18 protein-coding genes are annotated in these 18,830 nt (G+C 40.9%); 14 read left to right on the top strand and 4 right to left on the bottom strand.

The features are described from left to right. The first annotated feature begins 9 nt into the window (after positions 1-9). Together porM and porN are read left to right on the top strand one after the other, a co-directional pair. Entirely contained in the window at positions 10-1,599 is a 1,590-nt protein-coding gene (porM, locus tag ACO1XM_RS19470; protein ID WP_486232134.1) for a type IX secretion system motor protein PorM/GldM, read from the top strand. Positions 1,600-1,605: 6 nt separating this feature from the next. Next, positions 1,606-2,502: a type IX secretion system ring subunit PorN/GldN gene (gene porN, locus ACO1XM_RS19465; protein WP_486232132.1), complete on the top strand. Its 897-nt coding sequence runs from the start codon at positions 1,606-1,608 to the stop codon at positions 2,500-2,502. A 46-nt stretch (positions 2,503-2,548) separates the two neighbouring features. Here porN and uvrC read toward each other — a convergent pair whose 3' ends face one another. From uvrC to porW, 3 genes are read right to left on the bottom strand one after another with little or no spacing between them, the layout of a single operon-like run. Continuing rightward, on the bottom strand, positions 2,549-4,333 hold the full coding sequence (gene uvrC / locus ACO1XM_RS19460; RefSeq protein WP_486232130.1) for an excinuclease ABC subunit UvrC: 1,785 nt from the start codon (positions 4,331-4,333) through the stop codon (positions 2,549-2,551). A 2-nt stretch (positions 4,334-4,335) separates the two neighbouring features. Continuing rightward, positions 4,336-6,663 carry a penicillin-binding protein 1A gene (locus tag ACO1XM_RS19455; RefSeq protein ID WP_486232128.1) on the bottom strand — a complete coding sequence of 776 codons (2,328 nt, stop codon included), beginning with the start codon at positions 6,661-6,663 and terminating at the stop codon, positions 4,336-4,338. Further along, complete coding sequence (gene porW / locus ACO1XM_RS19450; protein ID WP_486232126.1) at positions 6,614-9,193, bottom strand: type IX secretion system periplasmic lipoprotein PorW/SprE; 2,580 nt, start codon at positions 9,191-9,193, stop codon at positions 6,614-6,616. The genes ACO1XM_RS19455 and porW overlap by 50 nt, the downstream gene beginning before the upstream one ends. A 93-nt stretch (positions 9,194-9,286) precedes the next feature. Between porW and ACO1XM_RS19445 the strand changes: the two genes are divergently transcribed. The 12 genes from ACO1XM_RS19445 to ACO1XM_RS19390 all read left to right on the top strand — a co-directional run bounded on the left by ACO1XM_RS19445 (position 9,287) and on the right by ACO1XM_RS19390 (position 17,273). Next, positions 9,287-10,150 carry a M23 family metallopeptidase gene (locus tag ACO1XM_RS19445; RefSeq protein WP_486232124.1) on the top strand — a complete coding sequence of 288 codons (864 nt, stop codon included), beginning with the start codon at positions 9,287-9,289 and terminating at the stop codon, positions 10,148-10,150. 25 nt (positions 10,151-10,175) lie between these two features. Next, positions 10,176-10,595: a bactofilin family protein gene (locus ACO1XM_RS19440; protein WP_486232122.1), complete on the top strand. Its 420-nt coding sequence runs from the start codon at positions 10,176-10,178 to the stop codon at positions 10,593-10,595. After that, entirely contained in the window at positions 10,564-10,776 is a 213-nt protein-coding gene (locus ACO1XM_RS19435; protein ID WP_486232120.1) for an AtpZ/AtpI family protein, read from the top strand. The genes ACO1XM_RS19440 and ACO1XM_RS19435 overlap by 32 nt, the downstream gene beginning before the upstream one ends. Position 10,777: 1 nt before the next feature. Continuing rightward, positions 10,778-11,131: a hypothetical protein gene (locus tag ACO1XM_RS19430; protein WP_486232117.1), complete on the top strand. Its 354-nt coding sequence runs from the start codon at positions 10,778-10,780 to the stop codon at positions 11,129-11,131. An 87-nt stretch (positions 11,132-11,218) separates the two neighbouring features. Continuing rightward, positions 11,219-12,256 carry a F0F1 ATP synthase subunit A gene (gene atpB, locus ACO1XM_RS19425; RefSeq protein WP_486232115.1) on the top strand — a complete coding sequence of 346 codons (1,038 nt, stop codon included), beginning with the start codon at positions 11,219-11,221 and terminating at the stop codon, positions 12,254-12,256. Positions 12,257-12,289: 33 nt separating this feature from the next. After that, positions 12,290-12,535: an ATP synthase F0 subunit C gene (gene atpE, locus ACO1XM_RS19420; protein WP_127121428.1), complete on the top strand. Its 246-nt coding sequence runs from the start codon at positions 12,290-12,292 to the stop codon at positions 12,533-12,535. Between the two features lie 64 nt (positions 12,536-12,599). Continuing rightward, on the top strand, positions 12,600-13,094 hold the full coding sequence (gene atpF / locus ACO1XM_RS19415) for a F0F1 ATP synthase subunit B (protein ID WP_486232112.1): 495 nt from the start codon (positions 12,600-12,602) through the stop codon (positions 13,092-13,094). A 4-nt stretch (positions 13,095-13,098) separates the two neighbouring features. Further along, complete coding sequence (atpH, locus tag ACO1XM_RS19410) at positions 13,099-13,659, top strand: ATP synthase F1 subunit delta (RefSeq protein ID WP_486232110.1); 561 nt, start codon at positions 13,099-13,101, stop codon at positions 13,657-13,659. A gap of 77 nt (positions 13,660-13,736) precedes the next feature. Beyond that, the gene (atpA, locus tag ACO1XM_RS19405; protein WP_486232108.1) at positions 13,737-15,311 is read left to right on the top strand and encodes a F0F1 ATP synthase subunit alpha; all 1,575 of its coding nucleotides are present in this window, start codon (positions 13,737-13,739) and stop codon (positions 15,309-15,311) included. A gap of 80 nt (positions 15,312-15,391) precedes the next feature. Next, on the top strand, positions 15,392-16,279 hold the full coding sequence (gene atpG / locus ACO1XM_RS19400; protein ID WP_486232106.1) for an ATP synthase F1 subunit gamma: 888 nt from the start codon (positions 15,392-15,394) through the stop codon (positions 16,277-16,279). 94 nt (positions 16,280-16,373) lie between these two features. Next, positions 16,374-16,949, top strand: a complete 576-nt coding sequence (locus ACO1XM_RS19395) for a hypothetical protein (protein WP_486232104.1) — start codon at positions 16,374-16,376, stop codon at positions 16,947-16,949. A 48-nt stretch (positions 16,950-16,997) separates the two neighbouring features. Next, a complete protein-coding gene (locus tag ACO1XM_RS19390; RefSeq protein WP_486232102.1) occupies positions 16,998-17,273 on the top strand; it encodes a TIGR03643 family protein in 276 nt (91 codons plus the stop codon). A 63-nt stretch (positions 17,274-17,336) separates the two neighbouring features. Here ACO1XM_RS19390 and ACO1XM_RS19385 read toward each other — a convergent pair whose 3' ends face one another. Then, a complete protein-coding gene (locus tag ACO1XM_RS19385; protein ID WP_486232100.1) occupies positions 17,337-18,794 on the bottom strand; it encodes a cryptochrome/deoxyribodipyrimidine photo-lyase family protein in 1,458 nt (485 codons plus the stop codon). Positions 18,795-18,830 lie beyond the last annotated feature (36 nt).

Raw genomic sequence — 18,830 nt, 5'->3', positions numbered from 1 at the left:
CAATTAATTATGGCAGGTGGTAAGGAAACCCCGAGGCAAAAACTAATTGGTATGATGTACCTGGTACTGACAGCCCTTTTGGCTCTCCAGGTTAGTAGTGCCATCTTAGAGAAATTTGCCATCATCCACGCAACACTTGACGAACTCATTGCTGATGGTAATATTAAGAATCAAGCTACGCTTGATCATATTATTGAGGAGGCAGGAAAAAATCAAAATCCTAAAGTTCTAAAAGCGAAGGAAAATGCAGGTAAGGTGAGAGAGTTGACAAAAACAACACTTGCCGGCATTGATAACCTAAAAGCAGAAATGCTGAAAGCTTCAGGAACAGATAAGATCGATGACAAATTCATCAATGACCACGGCTCGAAAGTAGCCACCATGATGATTGACCCTCGTTCTCCGCACGGTATTGGTTTTGAAAAGCTTCTCAACGACTATGTGGCGCAAATAAGTGCCTTGTGCCCTACAGAAAAGTTTGAAAAATTAACAAAGTCCCCTGAAGAAATTGACATGTTTAAGGACAATGAAAAACATGCGAACAAGGACTTCAGAACTTTCATGTTCGAAAACACTCCTCCTATTGCAGCACTAGCTTCTGTAACGCAGATACAAACTGAATTGCTGGAGTATGAAAGCAAGGCATTAGCCAAATTGGCGGAAGATGCTAACGTAGGTACTATCCGTTTCGATAAGTTCGTACCCATGGTGTTGCCTAAGTCTTCTACAGTTGTAGCAGGTACTAAGTACGAAGCAGAAATGTTTATTACGGGTGCGGCTTCAGCAGTGACACCAGAGTTTTACCGCGATGGTCAGAAGTTAGTGAATGCTACTTCTACTTCAGGTATTCCTATTGGTAAAGTAGAATTCGTAGCAAGCGGTGGTGCTTATGATAAAGCAACAGGCTTGGCTAAGAAATCTTTTAAAGCTGATATTAAATTGGCTGACACAACGTTCTCTAGTACAATCGAATACTTTGTGGCAGAACCTATTATTAAAGTAACTACTGGTAACGCACCTCGTCTTTACATGAACTGTGGTAATGCTGTAACGTTTGAAGTGAGCGGCCTTGGCCCTGCCTTCAACCCTACTTTTAACAGTACAGGTTCTGAAATTCAGAAAGGTGATAAGCCAGGTGTGGTAACCATCATCCCTTCACAACGTAAGTTCGCGGTAAATGTGGCTAACGGTGGTGCTGGTTTAGGAGCAGTTAACTTTGAAGCGAAGCCAATTCCACGTCCACGCGTTATTGCAAAAGATGCATCCGGCCGTGATATTGATCCTAAGCAAGGTATCCGCGCTAACTCACCACAGATTAAAGTAAATGCTGAAGCTGAGGCAAACTTTAAGGAAGAAGTTCCTAAGGATGCTAACTTCAGAATCCGTCAGATGAATGTTTACTTGGTAAGAGGTGGTACTGCAGTAGGAACACTCTCTAATTATACAAGTGAAATCATTGACTTGAAAGGTCTTGGCGCACTACGTCCTGGTGATGTTATCTCAATAGAACCTAAAACTATTGTACGCAAAACTTTCAAGGGTGGTGACGAAACAGTTCCTACAAATACGTCTGACATGGTGCAGATATTGGTTAAATAATTAATTATGAATAAGAGAATTCTTGCTGTCGCTGTGTTAGCCCTTACTTCGGGTGCTGCTTTAGCGCAGCCTGAGGAAGTACAGTATAATCCTAATTCCCTTGACCCGATTGCGCTTTATGAGCAACATTACAAGGTAAAGGTGTGGAGACAGGTTGACCTATTAGAAAAGCAGAACAAGGGTTTTTTCGCCAGAAATGGTGAAGTAACCAAACTAATGCTTGACTTAGTAAAGAGTGGGGAATTAGAGCTTTATAAAGATGATTCTCTCAAGACTAAGTTTACAAAAGAGGAGGCAGTTGCCAATCTGGTAAGAAATCAGGCAGTAGATTACCCGGAATGGAATCCTTCTGAAGCAACTTATCAGGGTGATATCAGAAAGTTTAACGGCAAGAACTACGAAGCACAGGTAGATAACACAGGTGTAAATCCTGAAGAGTCACCAAATGGTGAGTGGGCTGTTACACAACAAGGTATGGCCTTGACTTTTGAAGCCAGAGACGTAACACGCTTGGTTGTAAACGAAGATTTAATTTTCGATAAAAGAAGATCAAGATTATACTTTGATATACAGTGTATCGCTATGCAGGTGTTTGATGACGTAGCAGGATTCTACAAGCAAGTGGGAATTATCCGTTACAAAGACCTGGAAGCGAAGTTCCGTCAATATCCTGAGAAGGCAGTTTGGTTTAACCGTCAAAACACTGCTCAGAATAAGAATTTCGCTGATGCTATCTTATTAAGATTATTCCATGGCTACATTACTAAAGTTGAAAACCCTGATGATATTGATATTATCGGTATGATTCAGGCAAGTGGTGGAAACAGATTTGAAGGTGTATATGAAGTATATCGTCAGGAACACCTTCTGATGGAAAAAGAACATAATCTGTGGGAGTATTAATCTCCAAACAGGCATAAAGAAAAAGGGAGTGATTTCACTCCCTTTTTTATTGTGCTTGTTTTATTTTTTCTGCCAGACTATTTCCAACCAAGGCACTAAGTTCTTCCAGGCTTGCAGCCTTCACTTTCTTAAGTGATTTAAAATGCTTCAGTAGTTTTTCAGCAGTCTTTTTACCAAGACCTTCAATTTCCTCCAACGATGAGCTGCTATTTACTTTAGATCTTTTTAATCGATGAAAAGTAATGGCAAACCTGTGTGCTTCATCGCGCATTTGCTGAATGAGCCTAAGCCCGGGTGATTTCTTATTGATCAGCAAAGGCAATGTGTCTTCGGGTAAATAGATTTCCTCCAGTCTTTTGGCGATACCCGCAATCGGTACACGACCATAAACACTTAGCTCCTTAAGTGCTTCAACAGCACTGCTGAGTTGGCCTTTACCACCATCAACAATAATTAAATCAGGAAGTGGTGTTTGCTCTTCAATTAACCGCTTATATCGTCTGCCCACAATTTCTTTCATCGATGCAAAATCGTTGGGGCCTTCTACTGTTTTAATATTAAAATGCCTGTATCCTTTTTTGTCTGGTTTGCCATCTACAAAACGAACCATTGAGGCTACTGGTGATGTTCCCTGAAAGTTTGAGTTATCAAAACACTCTATTACGATTGGCAGCGTTCTGAGTTGTAAATCACTTTGTAAAATCTCGAGCACCTCTCTGTTTTTGCTCTTTCGTCCCTCTTTCGAAATTTCTTTTTCACGCTTTAGCTCTAAAGCATTTTTTAGCGATAGGGTAATCAGTTTCTTTTTATCTCCGATTTGTGGAATAGTATTCTCAACACCCTCTTCTACAAAGCTTAAGGGAATATTGCTGAGAATAACTTTACTCTGACTATTCGCCTGCTCTCTCAGCTCTTGCGCCACAGTACTTAATACTTCTTCATCAGCCTCATCAACACGCTTTTGTGCAAATACAGTTTTGGAAAATATGATAGCGCCTTCTTTTAATAAGAGGTAGTTAATGTATAGCGTATTCTCGTTGGATAAGAGTGTGATAACGTCTACATCTGTAATGGATCGGTTAACTACCAATGATTTACTTTGGTATTTTTCAAGTAATAAAATCTTCTCTTTGAAAAATTGTGCCCGTTCAAAATTCATAGAAGCAGCAAAGGCTTCCATTTGTTCCTGGAAATAGTTTGCAACAATGCTCAGATTGCCCTTTAAAATATGTCTGGCTTGTGCAATGTCTTCCAGGTATTCTTGCTCCTGCTGATTTCCGACACAAGGGCCTCTACAATTACCCAAATGAAATTCAAGGCATACTTTAAATTTATCAGCCTTAATATTTTGTTCACTGAGTAAAAGTGAACAGGTGCGGATAGCGTAAAGTTTCTGAACTAATTCCAGCACACTCTTCATGGCCACAACACTGGAGAAGGGGCCAAAATACTCTCCTTGTTGTGGTATGTACTTTCGGGTATAAATAATTCTTGGGAAGCGTTCTTTAAGTATGCAGAGATAAGGAAAGGTCTTATCGTCTTTTAATAATATGTTATACTTCGGTTGGTTTTGTTTGATGAGATTATTCTCCAGCAAGAGAGCATCAAACTCATTATTTGAAACAGTATACTCAATGCGCTCAATCTCAGAAACCAGTTTTAGTGTTTTTCTGCTGATGCCTGCTGTTTTGGAAAAATAGCTGCTTACCCGCTTGCGAATATTTTTTGCCTTACCAACATAGATAAGTGTATCTGCATCATTATAATATCTGTATACGCCTGGTGATTCAGGCAATATACTGATCAGCGCTTTTGCACTTTCTTCATTCATTGTTAACGAATATCATCTTGAGACCAGCTCTCTGTATTCTCAGGATCTTCAACTACTTCATATTGTTCACAATCCAACGTAATATCTATGCCTGAATCAGGTGTTTTGAACTTTCCTTTTTTATAGGGAAGCGATTCGTCAGCGTAAACCTTAGTCATGAAGTTAGACCAGATCGGCCTTGCTGTTTTACCACCCTGACCACTGGCCCATGAGCGATAGTGAATACTGCGCTCATCACCACCCACCCAGGCTCCAGACACCAGGTCTTTTGTAATGCCCATGTACCAACCGTCAGATGCATTATCTGTAGTGCCAGTCTTGCCGCCAATTTCGTTGTCGATTCTCAGCTCTTTTGGTAATCCGCGTGAAGTACCTCCTTCTTCTTGTACACCTCCTTGTAACATGTACACCATTTTATAAGCGGTTTGCTCATTCATAGCCTGGCGTGTTTTTGGCGTAAATGCTTCAATAACATTGCCATGCTTGTCTTCAATTCGTGTGATGTAGTAGGGTATTGTATAAATGCCTTGGTTAACAAATGCCGAGTAGGCACCTACCAATTCATAAAGAGAAACATCATTAACACCGAGGCATAGCGAAGGCACTGCCTCTAATGGACTCGTAATACCGGTGCGCTTGGCAAAGTCAACCACATTGGCAGGGTCTACTTTTTGAATAAGCTGTGCAGAGATTGAGTTAATAGAACGAGCCATCGCCTGGCGCAAGGTATAGCGTGTTCCATCGCCATAGCCACCTTCAGCATTCAGTGGTCTCCATGTGCCGCTGGGCAAATCAAAGCTTGGAGAAATATCGGGAAGGCGTTGGCAAGGTGTATAACCAGTTTCAATGGCTGTACCATAAACGAAAGCTTTAAAAGTTGAGCCAGGTTGACGCTTACCTTGTTTTACGTGGTCATACTTAAAGTATTTGTGATCGATCCCACCTACCCATGCTTTGATGGCACCGGTGTGCGCATCCATTGACATAAAACCAGCTTGTAAAAACCTTTTATAATGATTGAGCGAATCCATGGAGCTGAACAAGGTGTCTCGTTCACCGTTCCATGAAAAAACACGCATCGGTTTTTTCAGCTTCAGCATAATTTTTACTGAGTCTGAATTTTCGCCATAGCGTGCCACCAGATTTTTGTAAGTGTCAGTTTGTTTAATGCGGGAATCCAGAAATCCTTTAATGGGTTGATAATTATCGTCTATCCATGGGTCTCTGCCTTCCCAGCTTTGCGCAAAATCTTTTTGCAAAGCCGTCATGTGTTCACGCAAAGATTCTTCTGCGTAACGCTGCATACGACTATCGATAGTAGTGTAAATTTTTAACCCCGAATCCCATAGATCATATCCGTTTTCTTTACACCACTTCATTAAATCGTTTTGTATAACAGTGCGGAAGTAAGGTGCTAAGCCTTCGTTTTGATTTTGAACTTTGTAGTTCAGTTCAATCGGCAATGCTTTAATAGAATCGTATTCTTCTCTTGTTTTAATATAACCATACCTGAAAAGCTTGCCCAATACTTCATTCCTCTTCTTAAATGAATTCTCAGGGTTTGAAACAGGATTAAAACGCGTTACAGCCTGCAACATACCAACAAGCACAGCAGATTCCTGAATGTTTAAACTATCAGGTGCCTTATTAAAATAAGTCTCTGCTGCCACCTTAATGCCGTAGGTATTGTTGCCAAAAGTGGTTGTGTTTAAATACATGGCAAGAATTTCTTCCTTGGTAAAATTGCGTTCCAGATAAACGGAGATAATCCACTCCTTTGTTTTTTGAATAACTCTTCGCGGGTACTTACCCAATTTAGAGAAAGTGCCATCCAGACCCATATCTGGATTCTGAGTATATAAATTTTTAGCAAGCTGCTGTGTTATTGTACTTCCTCCACCTTTAGGATTAAGTGTAAGAATACCTGACATAACACGCAAGTAGGCCACGAAGTCCATACCGCTGTGCTGGTAAAAACGGTGATCTTCTGATAAAATCAATGTGTTTACCAACTCTGGTGACAAATCATAATAACTAACCTGACTTCTGTTGTAACGGAAGTATCTTCCTAAAGAAGTGCCATCTGCAGAGATGATCTCTGATGAAAGATCATTTTCAGGATTCTCAATGGCCTTAAGACTAGGCATCCCTCCAAAAAGCCCGAACAGATCTATGCTTACAGAATAGATGTAGATTGGAAACCCTATCAACACGGCCAGAAATAATATCCAGAACCATAGAAAGAGTTTCTTCAGCCAGCTTTTTTCAATAAGTAAAAAACTATTGATTTTCTGTTTGATAGTATTGCTTATAGAAGATGAGGTACTCATGCAGTGCCTGGGTTCGCTTTAGTTCTTGAAGATTTTCTTCAGAGATTACAAAATTATTGAAATTATAACTTTTAAGTGCATTCATGGCGGCTAACTTCTCATTAAACAAGCTGATATACGCTTTTGCCGCCAAATGGTCAGAAATACCGGATATGATGAACATAAATTTGTCTTCTGTAAGTTTGGTGTTGCTCGTACTGAAGTTCTGCTGAGGATAATGCTTTTTATTAAAAGCTTGCAAGGCATTTTGCAGCGCATTCTCAAGCCCTTCTTGTGGATTGTAAGTAACTATAAAAACATGTTGACCTTGTAACGTATTATCAAAGGCAGTAGCAGTAGCCGGGGTTTCAGCAATCGATTTTCTTTCGGCAGCTTCTAAAAGTTTTTTAGCATAAGCATTCAGCTCGTGCTCAGGATAGGTTTCAATAAAAGTTTGCAGTTTTTGTTTAAAGACTGTTGTACCTGCTGTTTTAGCGGTAAGTAGCGCTTCAAGCAACTCAAGGTTAGGGGTAAAGCTACTCAACCCAAGTCCGATGGCATGTTGTAGTGTGGCGTTGGCAGAGTCGTAATTATTGCGTGTGTAGAATTCATAAGCCTGTGCATAGAGTGCTTTTTGTCGTACAGCCACTTTCCCTGCTTCAGTCAGGTAATCAGGATTGAGCAATATCTTAGTCCATGATGACTCAGGAAAATCTTTTTTAAGTATGCTGGCAAAGACATTCGCTTCTTCCGGACTGCTTTCTTTGTTAAGGATATACAATCGATAAAGCACCTCTGCTCTGTAATCTGTATCGGGGAATCGTTTCAACAAAACATTATATGTTTCAATGGCATTGCGAGGCTCTTCCAGTTTAAGTGAATAGATATCGCCCAACATATAGTAAGCATCTTCAATTTTTTTGAGAGACTCAGCTCTTTTTTCATCTGTGTCCAAGAGCTGTTCTTTAATTTTTGAGAGTGTTGCGGCTACTGTATTGGCGAGACTATTGCCGGATTCATTTGCATCATCATTCACATCAGCTGCTTCTGCATCATTGGCAGCGGCTTGTGGTCGGCTAGTAGCACGTTGTGAAATCCTCCAATTATCTTCCAGTGCTATGTTGCCCCAAACTCGTGTAAATTCAGTTTGCCCTAGTGCTACAGCGCTTGCATTAGCGAAATACCAGGCGCTGCCCTCATTTGCCGGATCGTTGGGATCTGAAGCAAAAATGGATGTTGATGCTTGTTCAATATTAATTCTGTTAGTCTTCTTCTTTTTCTTGCCCTGTATCTCAGGTTTTAAGCTGGCCTTTACAGATGTTTCGATATGTAAGCGAAGGGCAGCTGTATCCATTTGCGACATTACCAGCAAGCTGTCCTGCCAACGAATGGTGGTGAGGTGCTGAACAAACTCATTCAGAATCTCCTGCCGCTTCTTGATGCCGGCAATACCTTCATAATCTGTTGGCAGGGTTTTAACGGCACTGTCATAATAAGCTTGCGATAATTCATATTTCTTTTTGTCATAATTCATTTCGCCTAAACGCAGGTAGGCTTCCCCGTCTACTCTTTTATTGTTGCCAATTCTGATAGCCTGATTTAAATATAGTACACCCTGATCTATGTTGCCTTGCTTTCGCTCGAAGAGCCCCATTTCGTAATATATCTTGTCTTTGAAGTCTCTGTTTTTACTATCCTTCAACAAGCGCTTAAAAGATTTTCTGGCTGTATTGATGTCTCTGCTTCTGGAAATTTCTGTTACCTGCGCTGAATAAAGGCGAGCATAAAAATCTACTTCATATTCAGGATGTGTGCTCAAACACTTTCTATAGTAGTTGTAGGCTTGGGCTTCAAAGCCAAGTTTCTGATAGACCTGGCCTATAATAAAATAGATTCTCCCCGGACGGTCAGCTTTCTTTCTAAGCAAGGGAGCTGCCAGTGTGAGGTTAAACACCATTTTGTCTAAATCATTTTGGGTTTGTGCGAGGTAAGCGCGTTCTAAAAATAATTGCTTTTGATTTTCAGGGTTAAGCAACTCCTTCTGCAAAAAATCAGATGCAGCTTTAGCATTATTATATTCACCATGTTCTGTAAAGGCCCTTATCAGATTTATGATGGCCTGATGACGAGCATCTTTATTCTTGCTATTGGTGTTTACAAATTTAAAAGTCTGTATAGCATTACCCCAATCCAATGCGTAAAGCCTTGCTTTGCCCACCAGTATATAACTATCATCAACCCATTTGCTGTTTTTATGATGTTGAATAGCCAGTGAGGCCATCTTCACAACTTCTTTTAATTCTTTCTCGTAAGATGCAGATTGAGTAGAGTCTAGCTTGGGATATAAACGTAAAATTCGGTTGTAGTCGTCAGTCATGCTCTTGGCATAAGCTTGCTCCACTTTTGTCATTTCTTCTTCCGCGTAGAAATAACCATTGTAGTGCGAAGCCAGGTTGTGAAAGGCTTTGCTGGTTAGGGTATTTTTCTCCGCAGAACAGCCTGATAAAAGCATACCAATAGCGATGAAAAGGGAGGCTATATTTATCTTCACAAGAAGTCGTTTATTGGGTACAAAACGCATTGGACGAAGAGATGAGTATGTTAATAAGCAGGAATAACTAATTTTGTCAAAAAATTGAGCATAGTGAAAGCACGTAAAACCTTATCCAGCCGACTGGCAACACGTTATCAGCTAATTCTTCGCAATGAGGAAAACTTTGCTGAGCGCCATGCCATTGGGATAACGGGCTCTAAAGTTATTCTTTTTTCAGTCATACTTTTTGTGCTATTACTGGCACTTTGCCTTTTTCTAAGCAAAACCATTTTGGCCAAGTGGTTTGATCCGGAGTTTGCACAGGCACAAGCCAACAGGGAGCTGGTTTCTCTTGCCATGAAGGTAGATTCGCTTGCACTTGAGGTGGATAGAAAAGATCAATTCATCGCTAATTTTCAGCGTGTACTAAGCGGAGACACCAGTACTTTTAATGATCCGGCTGAAGCTCTCAGAAACGAAAATAAACCATTGGAAAGACCCTCTACGCTGGCAATAAATGCAACGGATTCGAGTTTTAGAAGAAACTTTGAGCAGTCAGAACTGTCGCTGATCACAAATACATCGGTTAAAAATGAGGAGCTTCAATCGATGTTTTTTTTCACCCCCATTACCGGATTTATATCAGATAAATACGATGCTAAAAAAGGACATTTGGGTGTGGATATAGTAGCCAAAGTGAACGAACCTGTTAAAAATGTGGCTGATGGCATGGTAATCTTTTCGTCATGGACACAAGACAGCGGGCATGTAATTATGCTCCAGCATAAAGGCAACCTGATCTCGGTTTATAAGCACAATTCTCATCTATATAAAAAAGTTGGTACATTTGTTAATGCTGGTGAAATCATCGCTATCGTTGGCAACAGCGGTGAACTGACAAACGGTCCGCACCTGCACTTTGAATTATGGTACAATGGAAACTCCCTTAACCCGGAGGATTTCGTTACTTTTTAAACTAACAAACCCTATTTGCAAAGCCATGCTAAACACAAAAGAACAAAAACGCGCAGCTGAAGAACTAAGCAGTTCCAGCAACACTATTGGTAAGGGTACTTACCTGGAAGGTAATATTGAGACTTACGGAAACATCCGTATTGAGGGTAAGATAAAAGGTGATGTGAAGTCAAAATCGAAAGTAGCATTGGGCAATCTTTCGCATGTAGAAGGCAATATTGTAGCACAAAACGCAGATATAGAGGGAGAGGTAAAAGGCAGGTTAGAGATTTCAGAAGTTTTAGTGCTTAAAGCCACTGCCGTAGTTCATGGCGACATCAGCACTGGCAAATTAATAGTTGAGCCAGGAGCAGTGTTTAATGGCACATGTAAAATGGGCGCCACCATTAAGGAAATTAAGATAACGGCCGATAATGGGTTCAGCCAACAAGCCAAATCCATCTAATTACTTAAAATACAGTAACCTGGCCTTACAGCTATTGCTGGGTATTGGCCTTGCAGGCTGGTTAGGGCACAAATTAGATCAATACTTATCCATCACTTTTCCGGCATTCATGCTCACCTTTGGTTTTTTGGCCTTTGGTGGCATGCTTTACCAAATTTACCGATCCCTAAATAAGGACTGAAGTGCTTAGATTTATCCTCTTGCTGGTTTTTGTCACTGGCCTTATTCTAGCGGTTAGCACCTTTGTTATTCCAGATGACTGGAGACCTTCCTATTATTTACAAACAACTTTATTGCTGTCCATCAGTATATGGGTATCGGTTAGAAAGCTCTTGGCCATACAAGCGCCTGACACATTTACCACCATCTATTTAGTGAGCATAATACTGCAGCTTTTGGTGTGGTTAGGCTATCTGGCTTTTGTATTCTATGCAGACCAGGAGGGGATCAAGGCAAATGCGGTTTATTTCCTTATTAACTGCCTGATTTTCATAACCATACAGGTTTCATTTCTCTTCCTTAAAAGGGGTCGATAAGCCGGCACCCAAATATTTTTTAAAACATTTTTTCAGCATGCTTTAATTCATACCTTTGCGGTCGTTTTTAACCCCCTTTAGGCCAAAATGAGCGTTTTTTTCGATAAAATAAAGGTGTTTTCGAAGCTTTTGCTGGTGGTGCTTTTCGTAGGCGTATCGCAGGCTTCTTTTGCTGCTGAATCGAACGATTCTACCAAGGCTTTTAATGCCAGCGAGGTTATTTTACACCACGTTTTGGACGACCATATCTGGCACTTCTTTGATGGCCATTATGGTACGCTTTATTTGCCTGTCATTGTTTACTCAGCGGAGCGTGGCCTGGAATCTTTTTCATCACACAACTTTTATGATGAGCACCATAACATTGTAGAATACAATGGCTACAAGCTTGACCACAATCATATTTATTTGTCAGATTCAGGAAAAGCTGTTTTAGACCTGTCTATCACCAAGAACGTGGCCATGTTGTTCATCAACGCTACACTCATGATCTTAATCCTAACTGCAGTGGCCCGTGGCTATAAGAAAAATGCAGGCAAGGCACCTAAAGGTATTCAGGCATTTATTGAGCCCATCATTGTATTTGTGCGCGATGAAGTGGTGAAACCAAACATTGGTCCTAAGTACGAGAAGTACCTTCCTTATTTGTTAACACTTTTCTTCTTTATCTTATTTGGTAACCTATTGGGTCTGCTGCCTGGTGCAGCTAACCTTACAGGAAATATCGCTGTAACAGCGGTGTTGGCAATCGGTACCTTCGTTATCACCAACGTAAGCGGAAACAAAGGATACTGGGGACATATTTTCTGGACCCCTGGTGTACCACTTCCTTTAAGATTGGTTATCCTACCAGTAGAAATTTTGGGTATTATCACTAAGCCCATTTCATTAACAATACGTTTGTTTGTTGCGATTACTGCGGGTCACATCGTGTTGTTAAGCTTGATTTGTTTAGCATTCGTATTTGGTAGTGCTTATGTGGGCATTGGTTCATCGCTTATTGTGATGTTCATTAACTTAATTGAATTATTGGTGGCGGGTATTCAGGCGTATGTATTTACGTTATTCTCGTCATTGTATATAGGAATGGCCATCGCTGAGCATGCTCACGATGACCACCATTAAAATTGTTTTTGTTTCACTTTAAATAAATAGTTTATGTTGTTAGCACTTTTAGCAGACATGAGTCTTGCAATTATGGGCGCTGGAATCGGTGCCGGTCTTGTAGCAATTGGCGCAGGCCTTGGCATTGGTAAAATCGGTGCAGCTGCCATGGAAGGTATGGCTCGTCAGCCAGAAGCTTCTGGTAAAATTCAGGGAGCAATGCTTGTTATTGCAGCGCTTATTGAAGTAGCCGCCCTTTTCGGATTGGTTATTTGCCTGCTTATCTCATTCTTGAAGTAAGAAAAAAACAGAGTTCCGCACTTGGCGGAACTCGTTTTCTTTAACAACGTAACGATCTAATCGTATGGAATTACTAACCCCCGGCTCAGGCCTCATTATTTGGCAAGCCATTATATTCTTCCCACTAGTTGTATTGCTATACTTCTTAGCCTGGAAACCTATTCTTGCTTCATTAAAAGAACGTGAAACATCAATAACTGAAGCATTGAATACAGCAGAGCAAGCTCGTTTAGAGATTGCTACGCTAAAGTCTGACAACGAAAAGCTTTTAAAACTGGCACGTGAAGAGCGTGATAAAATGTTAAAAGATGCAAGAGATGCTGCCAACCGCATGAAAGATGAAGCAGCCGCTGATGCTAAAAAGGCAGCTGACAGAATCATTGAAGATGCACGTCAGGCCATTAACATTGAGAAGCAGGCAGCTATGAAAGACGTTCGCACACAAGTAGCGATGTTCTCGTTAGAAGTTGCCGAGAAGTTGATGAAGAAGAACCTTGCCGGTGATAAGGCGCAGAAGGATCTTGTTGACGGTTATATTAAAGAACTAAAACTAAACTAAGCACATGGCCGAAACCCGTGTTGCCTCCAGATATGTAAAGTCACTGCTTGGATTAGCAGTGGAGCAGAAAGCTGTTGATGCTGTGCACAACGATATGTTGTTGTTCGCCAAAGTAGCTGACGAGAACCGTGCATTTGCACTGATGCTTAAGAATCCAATTATCAGGCACGAGAAGAAGCGCGACATCCTTGATAAACTTTTCAAAGGAAAGGTGCATCCGTTAACTCTTGCCATTTTCGATATCATTACGCGTAAAAACCGTGAAGGTATATTGATTGATATATCTAAGCAGTTCCATAATGCTTATAACGTTTATAAAGGTATTGGTAAGGCTACACTTACAACTGCAGTGCCTATTGATGCATCATTGCGTGCTGAGTTTGGTGAAATAGTGAAAAAAATCAGCGACAAAAAAGAAATTGAGCTGATTGAGAAAGTAGACGCTGAAATGATAGGAGGTTTTGTATTAAATGTTGGTGATCGTCAGATTGATGCCAGCATGAAAAACAAACTGAAAGCCTTGAAAGTGAAATTTAGCTACAACCCATACATAAAAGAACTTTAGGCATCTCCTCAACCTTCCTCTTGGAAGAGATTTGGAGAGCTAAACAATTTTGAACTTGAAATTTTGAATTAAGACATATGGCAGAGATTAGACCAGAAGAAGTATCAGCAATATTGCGCGAGCAACTCTCGAACTCACGCACTGAGGCACAACTTGAAGAAGTTGGTACTGTACTAACAGTGGGTGATGGTGTGGCTCGTATTTACGGCTTAACCCAAGCACAGGCTGGTGAACTTTTAGTATTCGACAATGGCTTGAAAGCCCTAGTATTGAACCTTGAAGAAGACAACGTAGGTGCAGTATTGTTGGGTGATTCTCAGGACATCCACGAAGGCGATACTGTAAAACGTACTAAACAAATCGCTTCTGTAAAAGTTGGCGATGGCATGTTGGGTCGTGTGGTGGATACTTTGGGTAATCCTATTGACGGTAAAGGTCCTCTTGCAGGCGACTTATATGATATGCCACTGGAGCGTAAGGCACCAGGCGTAATTTTCCGTCAGCCGGTGAATGAGCCACTTCAAACAGGTATCAAGGCAATTGATGCGATGATTCCGATCGGTCGTGGTCAACGTGAATTGATCATTGGTGACCGCCAGACAGGTAAGACTGCTGTAGCGATTGACACGATCATCAACCAGAAAGAATTTTACGAACAAGGCAAGCCAGTATTCTGTATCTACGTAGCCGTAGGTCAGAAAGGTTCTACTGTAGCTTCTGTTGCTGCAGAACTTGAAAAGGCTGGTGCCCTTCCTTATACTGTTATTGTATCAGCAACGGCTTCAGATCCTGCGCCTATGCAATTCTTTGCTCCTTTTACAGGTGCAGCCATTGGTGAGTTCTTCCGCGACACCGGACGTCCTGCCTTGGTTATTTATGATGACTTGTCTAAGCAGGCTGTTTCTTACCGCGAAGTTTCTTTGTTATTAAGAAGACCTCCGGGACGTGAAGCTTATCCAGGTGATGTGTTCTACCTACACTCTCGTTTATTGGAAAGAGCTGCCAAGATCATTAACAATGATGAGATCGCTAAGAACATGAATGACCTGCCTGCTTCTATCAAGCATTTGGTTAAAGGTGGTGGATCATTAACTGCCCTTCCAATTATTGAGACACAGGCTGGTGACGTATCAGCGTACATTCCGACTAACGTAATTTCAATTACAGATGGTCAGATCTTCTTGGAAACGAACTTATTCAACTCAGGTATTCGTCCTGCGATTAACGTAGGTATTTCAGTATCACGTGTGGGTGGTTCGGCTCAGATTAAATCCATGAAGAAAGTAGCCGGTACCTTGAAACTTGACCAGGCGCAGTTCCGCGAATTGGAAGCTTTTGCCAAGTTCGGTTCTGACCTTGATGCGGCCACTAAATTGACAATCGAGCGTGGTAGAAGAAACCAGGAGATCTTAAAGCAAGATCAATACGCACCAGTTTCTGTAGAGCAACAGGTTGCTATCATCACCGCTTCAACACGTGGATTTATTGACAGAGTACCTGTAAATAAAGTAAGACAGTTTGAAAAAGAATTTGCTGAGCTGATGAATGCAAGTCACCGTAACGTGCTTGACAATTTACGCGCTGGTAAATTTGAAGATGCAGACGTGGCCATCATTAAGCAGGTAGCTACAGACTTAGCGTCTAAATATTAATTTGAATGTATTTCAGTTTGACGATTTAAAGGTGAGTTCATCTTTAAGTCGTCAAATTTTCAAATCAACTCATTGAAGATATGCCGAATTTAAAGGAAGTAAAAGGACGAATCATCTCTGTGATTTCTACGCAACAGATTACCAAGGCCATGAAAATGGTTGCGGCAGCAAAGTTGCGCAGATCACAGGATCGCATTACTCAAATGCGCCCTTTTGCTCAAAAGCTTTCTTCTATACTTCAGAATCTTTCTTCCGCGCAAGGAGATAACTCAAACGATGCCTGGTACGGTCAGGTACGTGAAGAGAAAAAGATTTTGATTGTGGCGATAAGCTCTGATCGCGGTCTTTGCGGATCATTTAACAGTAACATCTTTAAAGGTGTGGCAAGATTGATTGCCGAAAAGTATCAGGCTCAATACGACAAAGGCAATGTTACTATCCTACCGATTGGTAGAAAAGCTTTTGAATTTTTCGGAAAACGAAAAGTAAATCTGATAGGTGAGTACTCTACTTTGTTTTCTAACCTTACTTTCGAACAGGCTGCTAAGGTAGCTGACTTCTTAATGACAGAGTTCCAGGCTGGCCGTTACGATAAAATTGAAATCGTGTACAACGAATTTAAAAACGTAGCTACACAAATTTTACGCACGGAGCAGTTTTTACCTGTTATGCCTCCGGCACAAGAGGGAAAGAAAACGACTGAGGTAGATTACATTTATCAACCAGATCGCGAGGAAATTATTACAGGTTTAATTCCCAAGTCTTTAAAGGTACAATTATTCAAAGGCCTGTTAGATTCTAACGCTTCTGAAAATGGTGCCCGTATGACAGCGATGGATAAAGCAACTGAGAATGCTGGTGAATTATTAAAAGAACTAAAACTGACTTACAACCGCACACGTCAGGCAGCCATTACCAAAGAGATTTTAGAAATTGTGGCTGGTGCTGAGGCACTAAAGTCTGCTTAATTTATAGTAGAACAAGTATTTGAAAGCCCACCAAATCGGTGGGCTTTTTGTTTTTATAACTTATGCTTAACTTTTACGGGTAGAATCCTTAGGTATGAAAAAATTAATTGTCTTGTTGTGCCTCTTATGTTTGTTTACGACAAGCTTTGCGCAGAAATATTATTTAGGAATTGGAGGAGGCCTTAACCAACACAATGGCCTTATAGGACTTAGCGGTGATTTTAAATTTAATGACCAATATGGTTTGCGTGTAGGTGCCGGTATCGGCAGTTGGGGGACAAAAGTTGGACTTGGTTTTTTATTTAAGCCACGACCGGCAGGGGATTGGCGATTTGGTTTCGGCTATTGTTCCGCTTCGGGTATACGGGATTTTGAAACTGAGTTTGAAGTAAACGGAGGTAATTCGCAGACCGTGCTTATGGATCTTCACAGACAAGGCATGTTTAATTTTACAGCGATCAGAGAATTTACATTTAAAAACGGAGATGCTTTCAATTTGGAATTCGGATACTCAGCCAATGTAAGTGGTGCAACTTTCTACACCGTTAAGGATGGGTCACAACTCGATCCTGTAAGTATTGAAGTCCTAAAACTACTTCGTCCGGGAGGTATTGTTTTTGGTATAAGTTATCTGTTCAGACTTAATAAAGATCCGCTCGAAGGGCAATAGATCGTTTTACAAGACAAAACTTATTTTTCAATTCGCTGTTTTTAACTTATGCTTTCAGCAGAGGAGACAGATCGTATTATAGAAATGGCCTGGGAAGATCGTACACCTTTTGATGCGATTAAAGCTCAATTCGGTTTAAGCGAACGCGAAGTGATTGAATTGATGCGGAATAACTTGCAGCGCAAGAGTTGGGAGCGTTGGCGTGAACGCGTTCAGGGTCGTAAAACAAAACATGTTGCACAAAGAATTGAAGAAATTGATCGTTTTAAATGCACGAGACAGAGAGCTATTTCGACTAATAAGGTTTCTAAACGTTTGCGTTAAATAAGTATTAAAAAGCTGAAGCTTGTAGTCAGCAATTCTGACAGCATTTTTGGTTCCCGCCAATCATTCCATACGCTCTTCATGAGTGTGTTTTAAAATAATCCGTTTTGCTTCTTGTATTACTATTTTGTCTTTTCGAAAACAATGTAAAACCGAGGAGGCATGTTTGTAAGTTTTAGCAACGTCAACAAGGGGTAAGGGATAATCGAGCCCCATTTTGCACCCATAGAAATGTTGATCAATTGAAGTCATTTTCCAGGGCTCATGCAAAAGGGATAGCGGCAGACTGCTTAATTCAGGAATCCACTGCTTGATAAATAAACCTTCTATGTCGTTCTCTATACTTTGCTTTACAGGATTGTAGATGCGAATGGTATTGATGCCTGTAACGCCAGCTTGCATTTGAATTTGAGGATAGTGAATACCTGGTTCAAAGTCGAGGAAGAGCTTTGCTAAATGAACAGCTCCACGCTTCCAGTCCAGCCACAAGTGATGCGTAAGAAAGGAAATGAGCATAGACCGCATTCTGAAGTTGATATAACCCGTGGCGTGTAAACAGCGCATGCAGGCATCAACCAAGGGATAGCCTGTACGCCCGGATGACCATGCCTGAAAGTATGTTTCGTTCCAGTCGGTGCGAATAGCATCATAGCCTCTGTTAATATTTTCAAACTCCATGCGATCTTCCATTTCAAATTTTTGAATGAAGTGATCATGCCATCGAAGACGTGCCGCAAAACTACTTAACTGCCAGCGGTGATCCTGAATAAGTATGGCGGCCTGTGTCTGTTGATACACCTGACGTAAGGAAATATTACCCCAGGCCAAGTAAGGCGACAAGCGACTGCATCCTGTTCTGCTCGCCAGGGGTTTTGAAATGGACTTATTGTATTGCTTTGATCGTTCGTTTAAAAAGCTTTGGAGATAGTGTTTTGCGTAGAACTCACCACCAGGTTGAAAATTTTTGTTTTGCGTGGTTATGCCTTGATCTAACTGCAGCTTATTCGTTTCAAGAGTAATGAACTGTATCCTGGAGAGATCAGCTTTGTCGCATGTACTCTCCATATTTTCATACCATTGCTCAATCCATTTCCCTCTGTTTTGACGGCCTCGCTTTACACCTGCATATTGAAATTCAAGCCACTTAATTTTTTCATGATTAAAAAATTGTTTTATGGTTTTATCTCTTTGATAACTTAACTGTAGGCCTGTTTCACAATAACTCAATACTTGAATGACATTGAAATTCTGTAAAAGATCCATGAAGGTATCCTTTACCTCCTTTGTTGAAACATAAATACTGGTTTGAAAAGGAAGTAGCTGTCTGTTGAGATCATCAATGGATCCGTAAATAAAACGCAAGTGACGAACATCACTTTCGGCAGCTACCATTTGTGAAGGCTCGAAGCAATAGAGTAGTAATGTGGGTAAATTGGATTGTGTAGCATATGCTAAAGGAGCGTGATCCTCCAGGCGCAAATCTCTTTTAAACCAAACTACTTGTATGGGCAGACGATCCATACTAATAAAACAGCGCAGCCTTGGATTAGTTATAAA

The sequence above is a fragment of the Chryseotalea sp. genome, from assembly GCF_057350905.1.
This window is presented reverse-complemented; position numbering and strand designations above follow the sequence as displayed.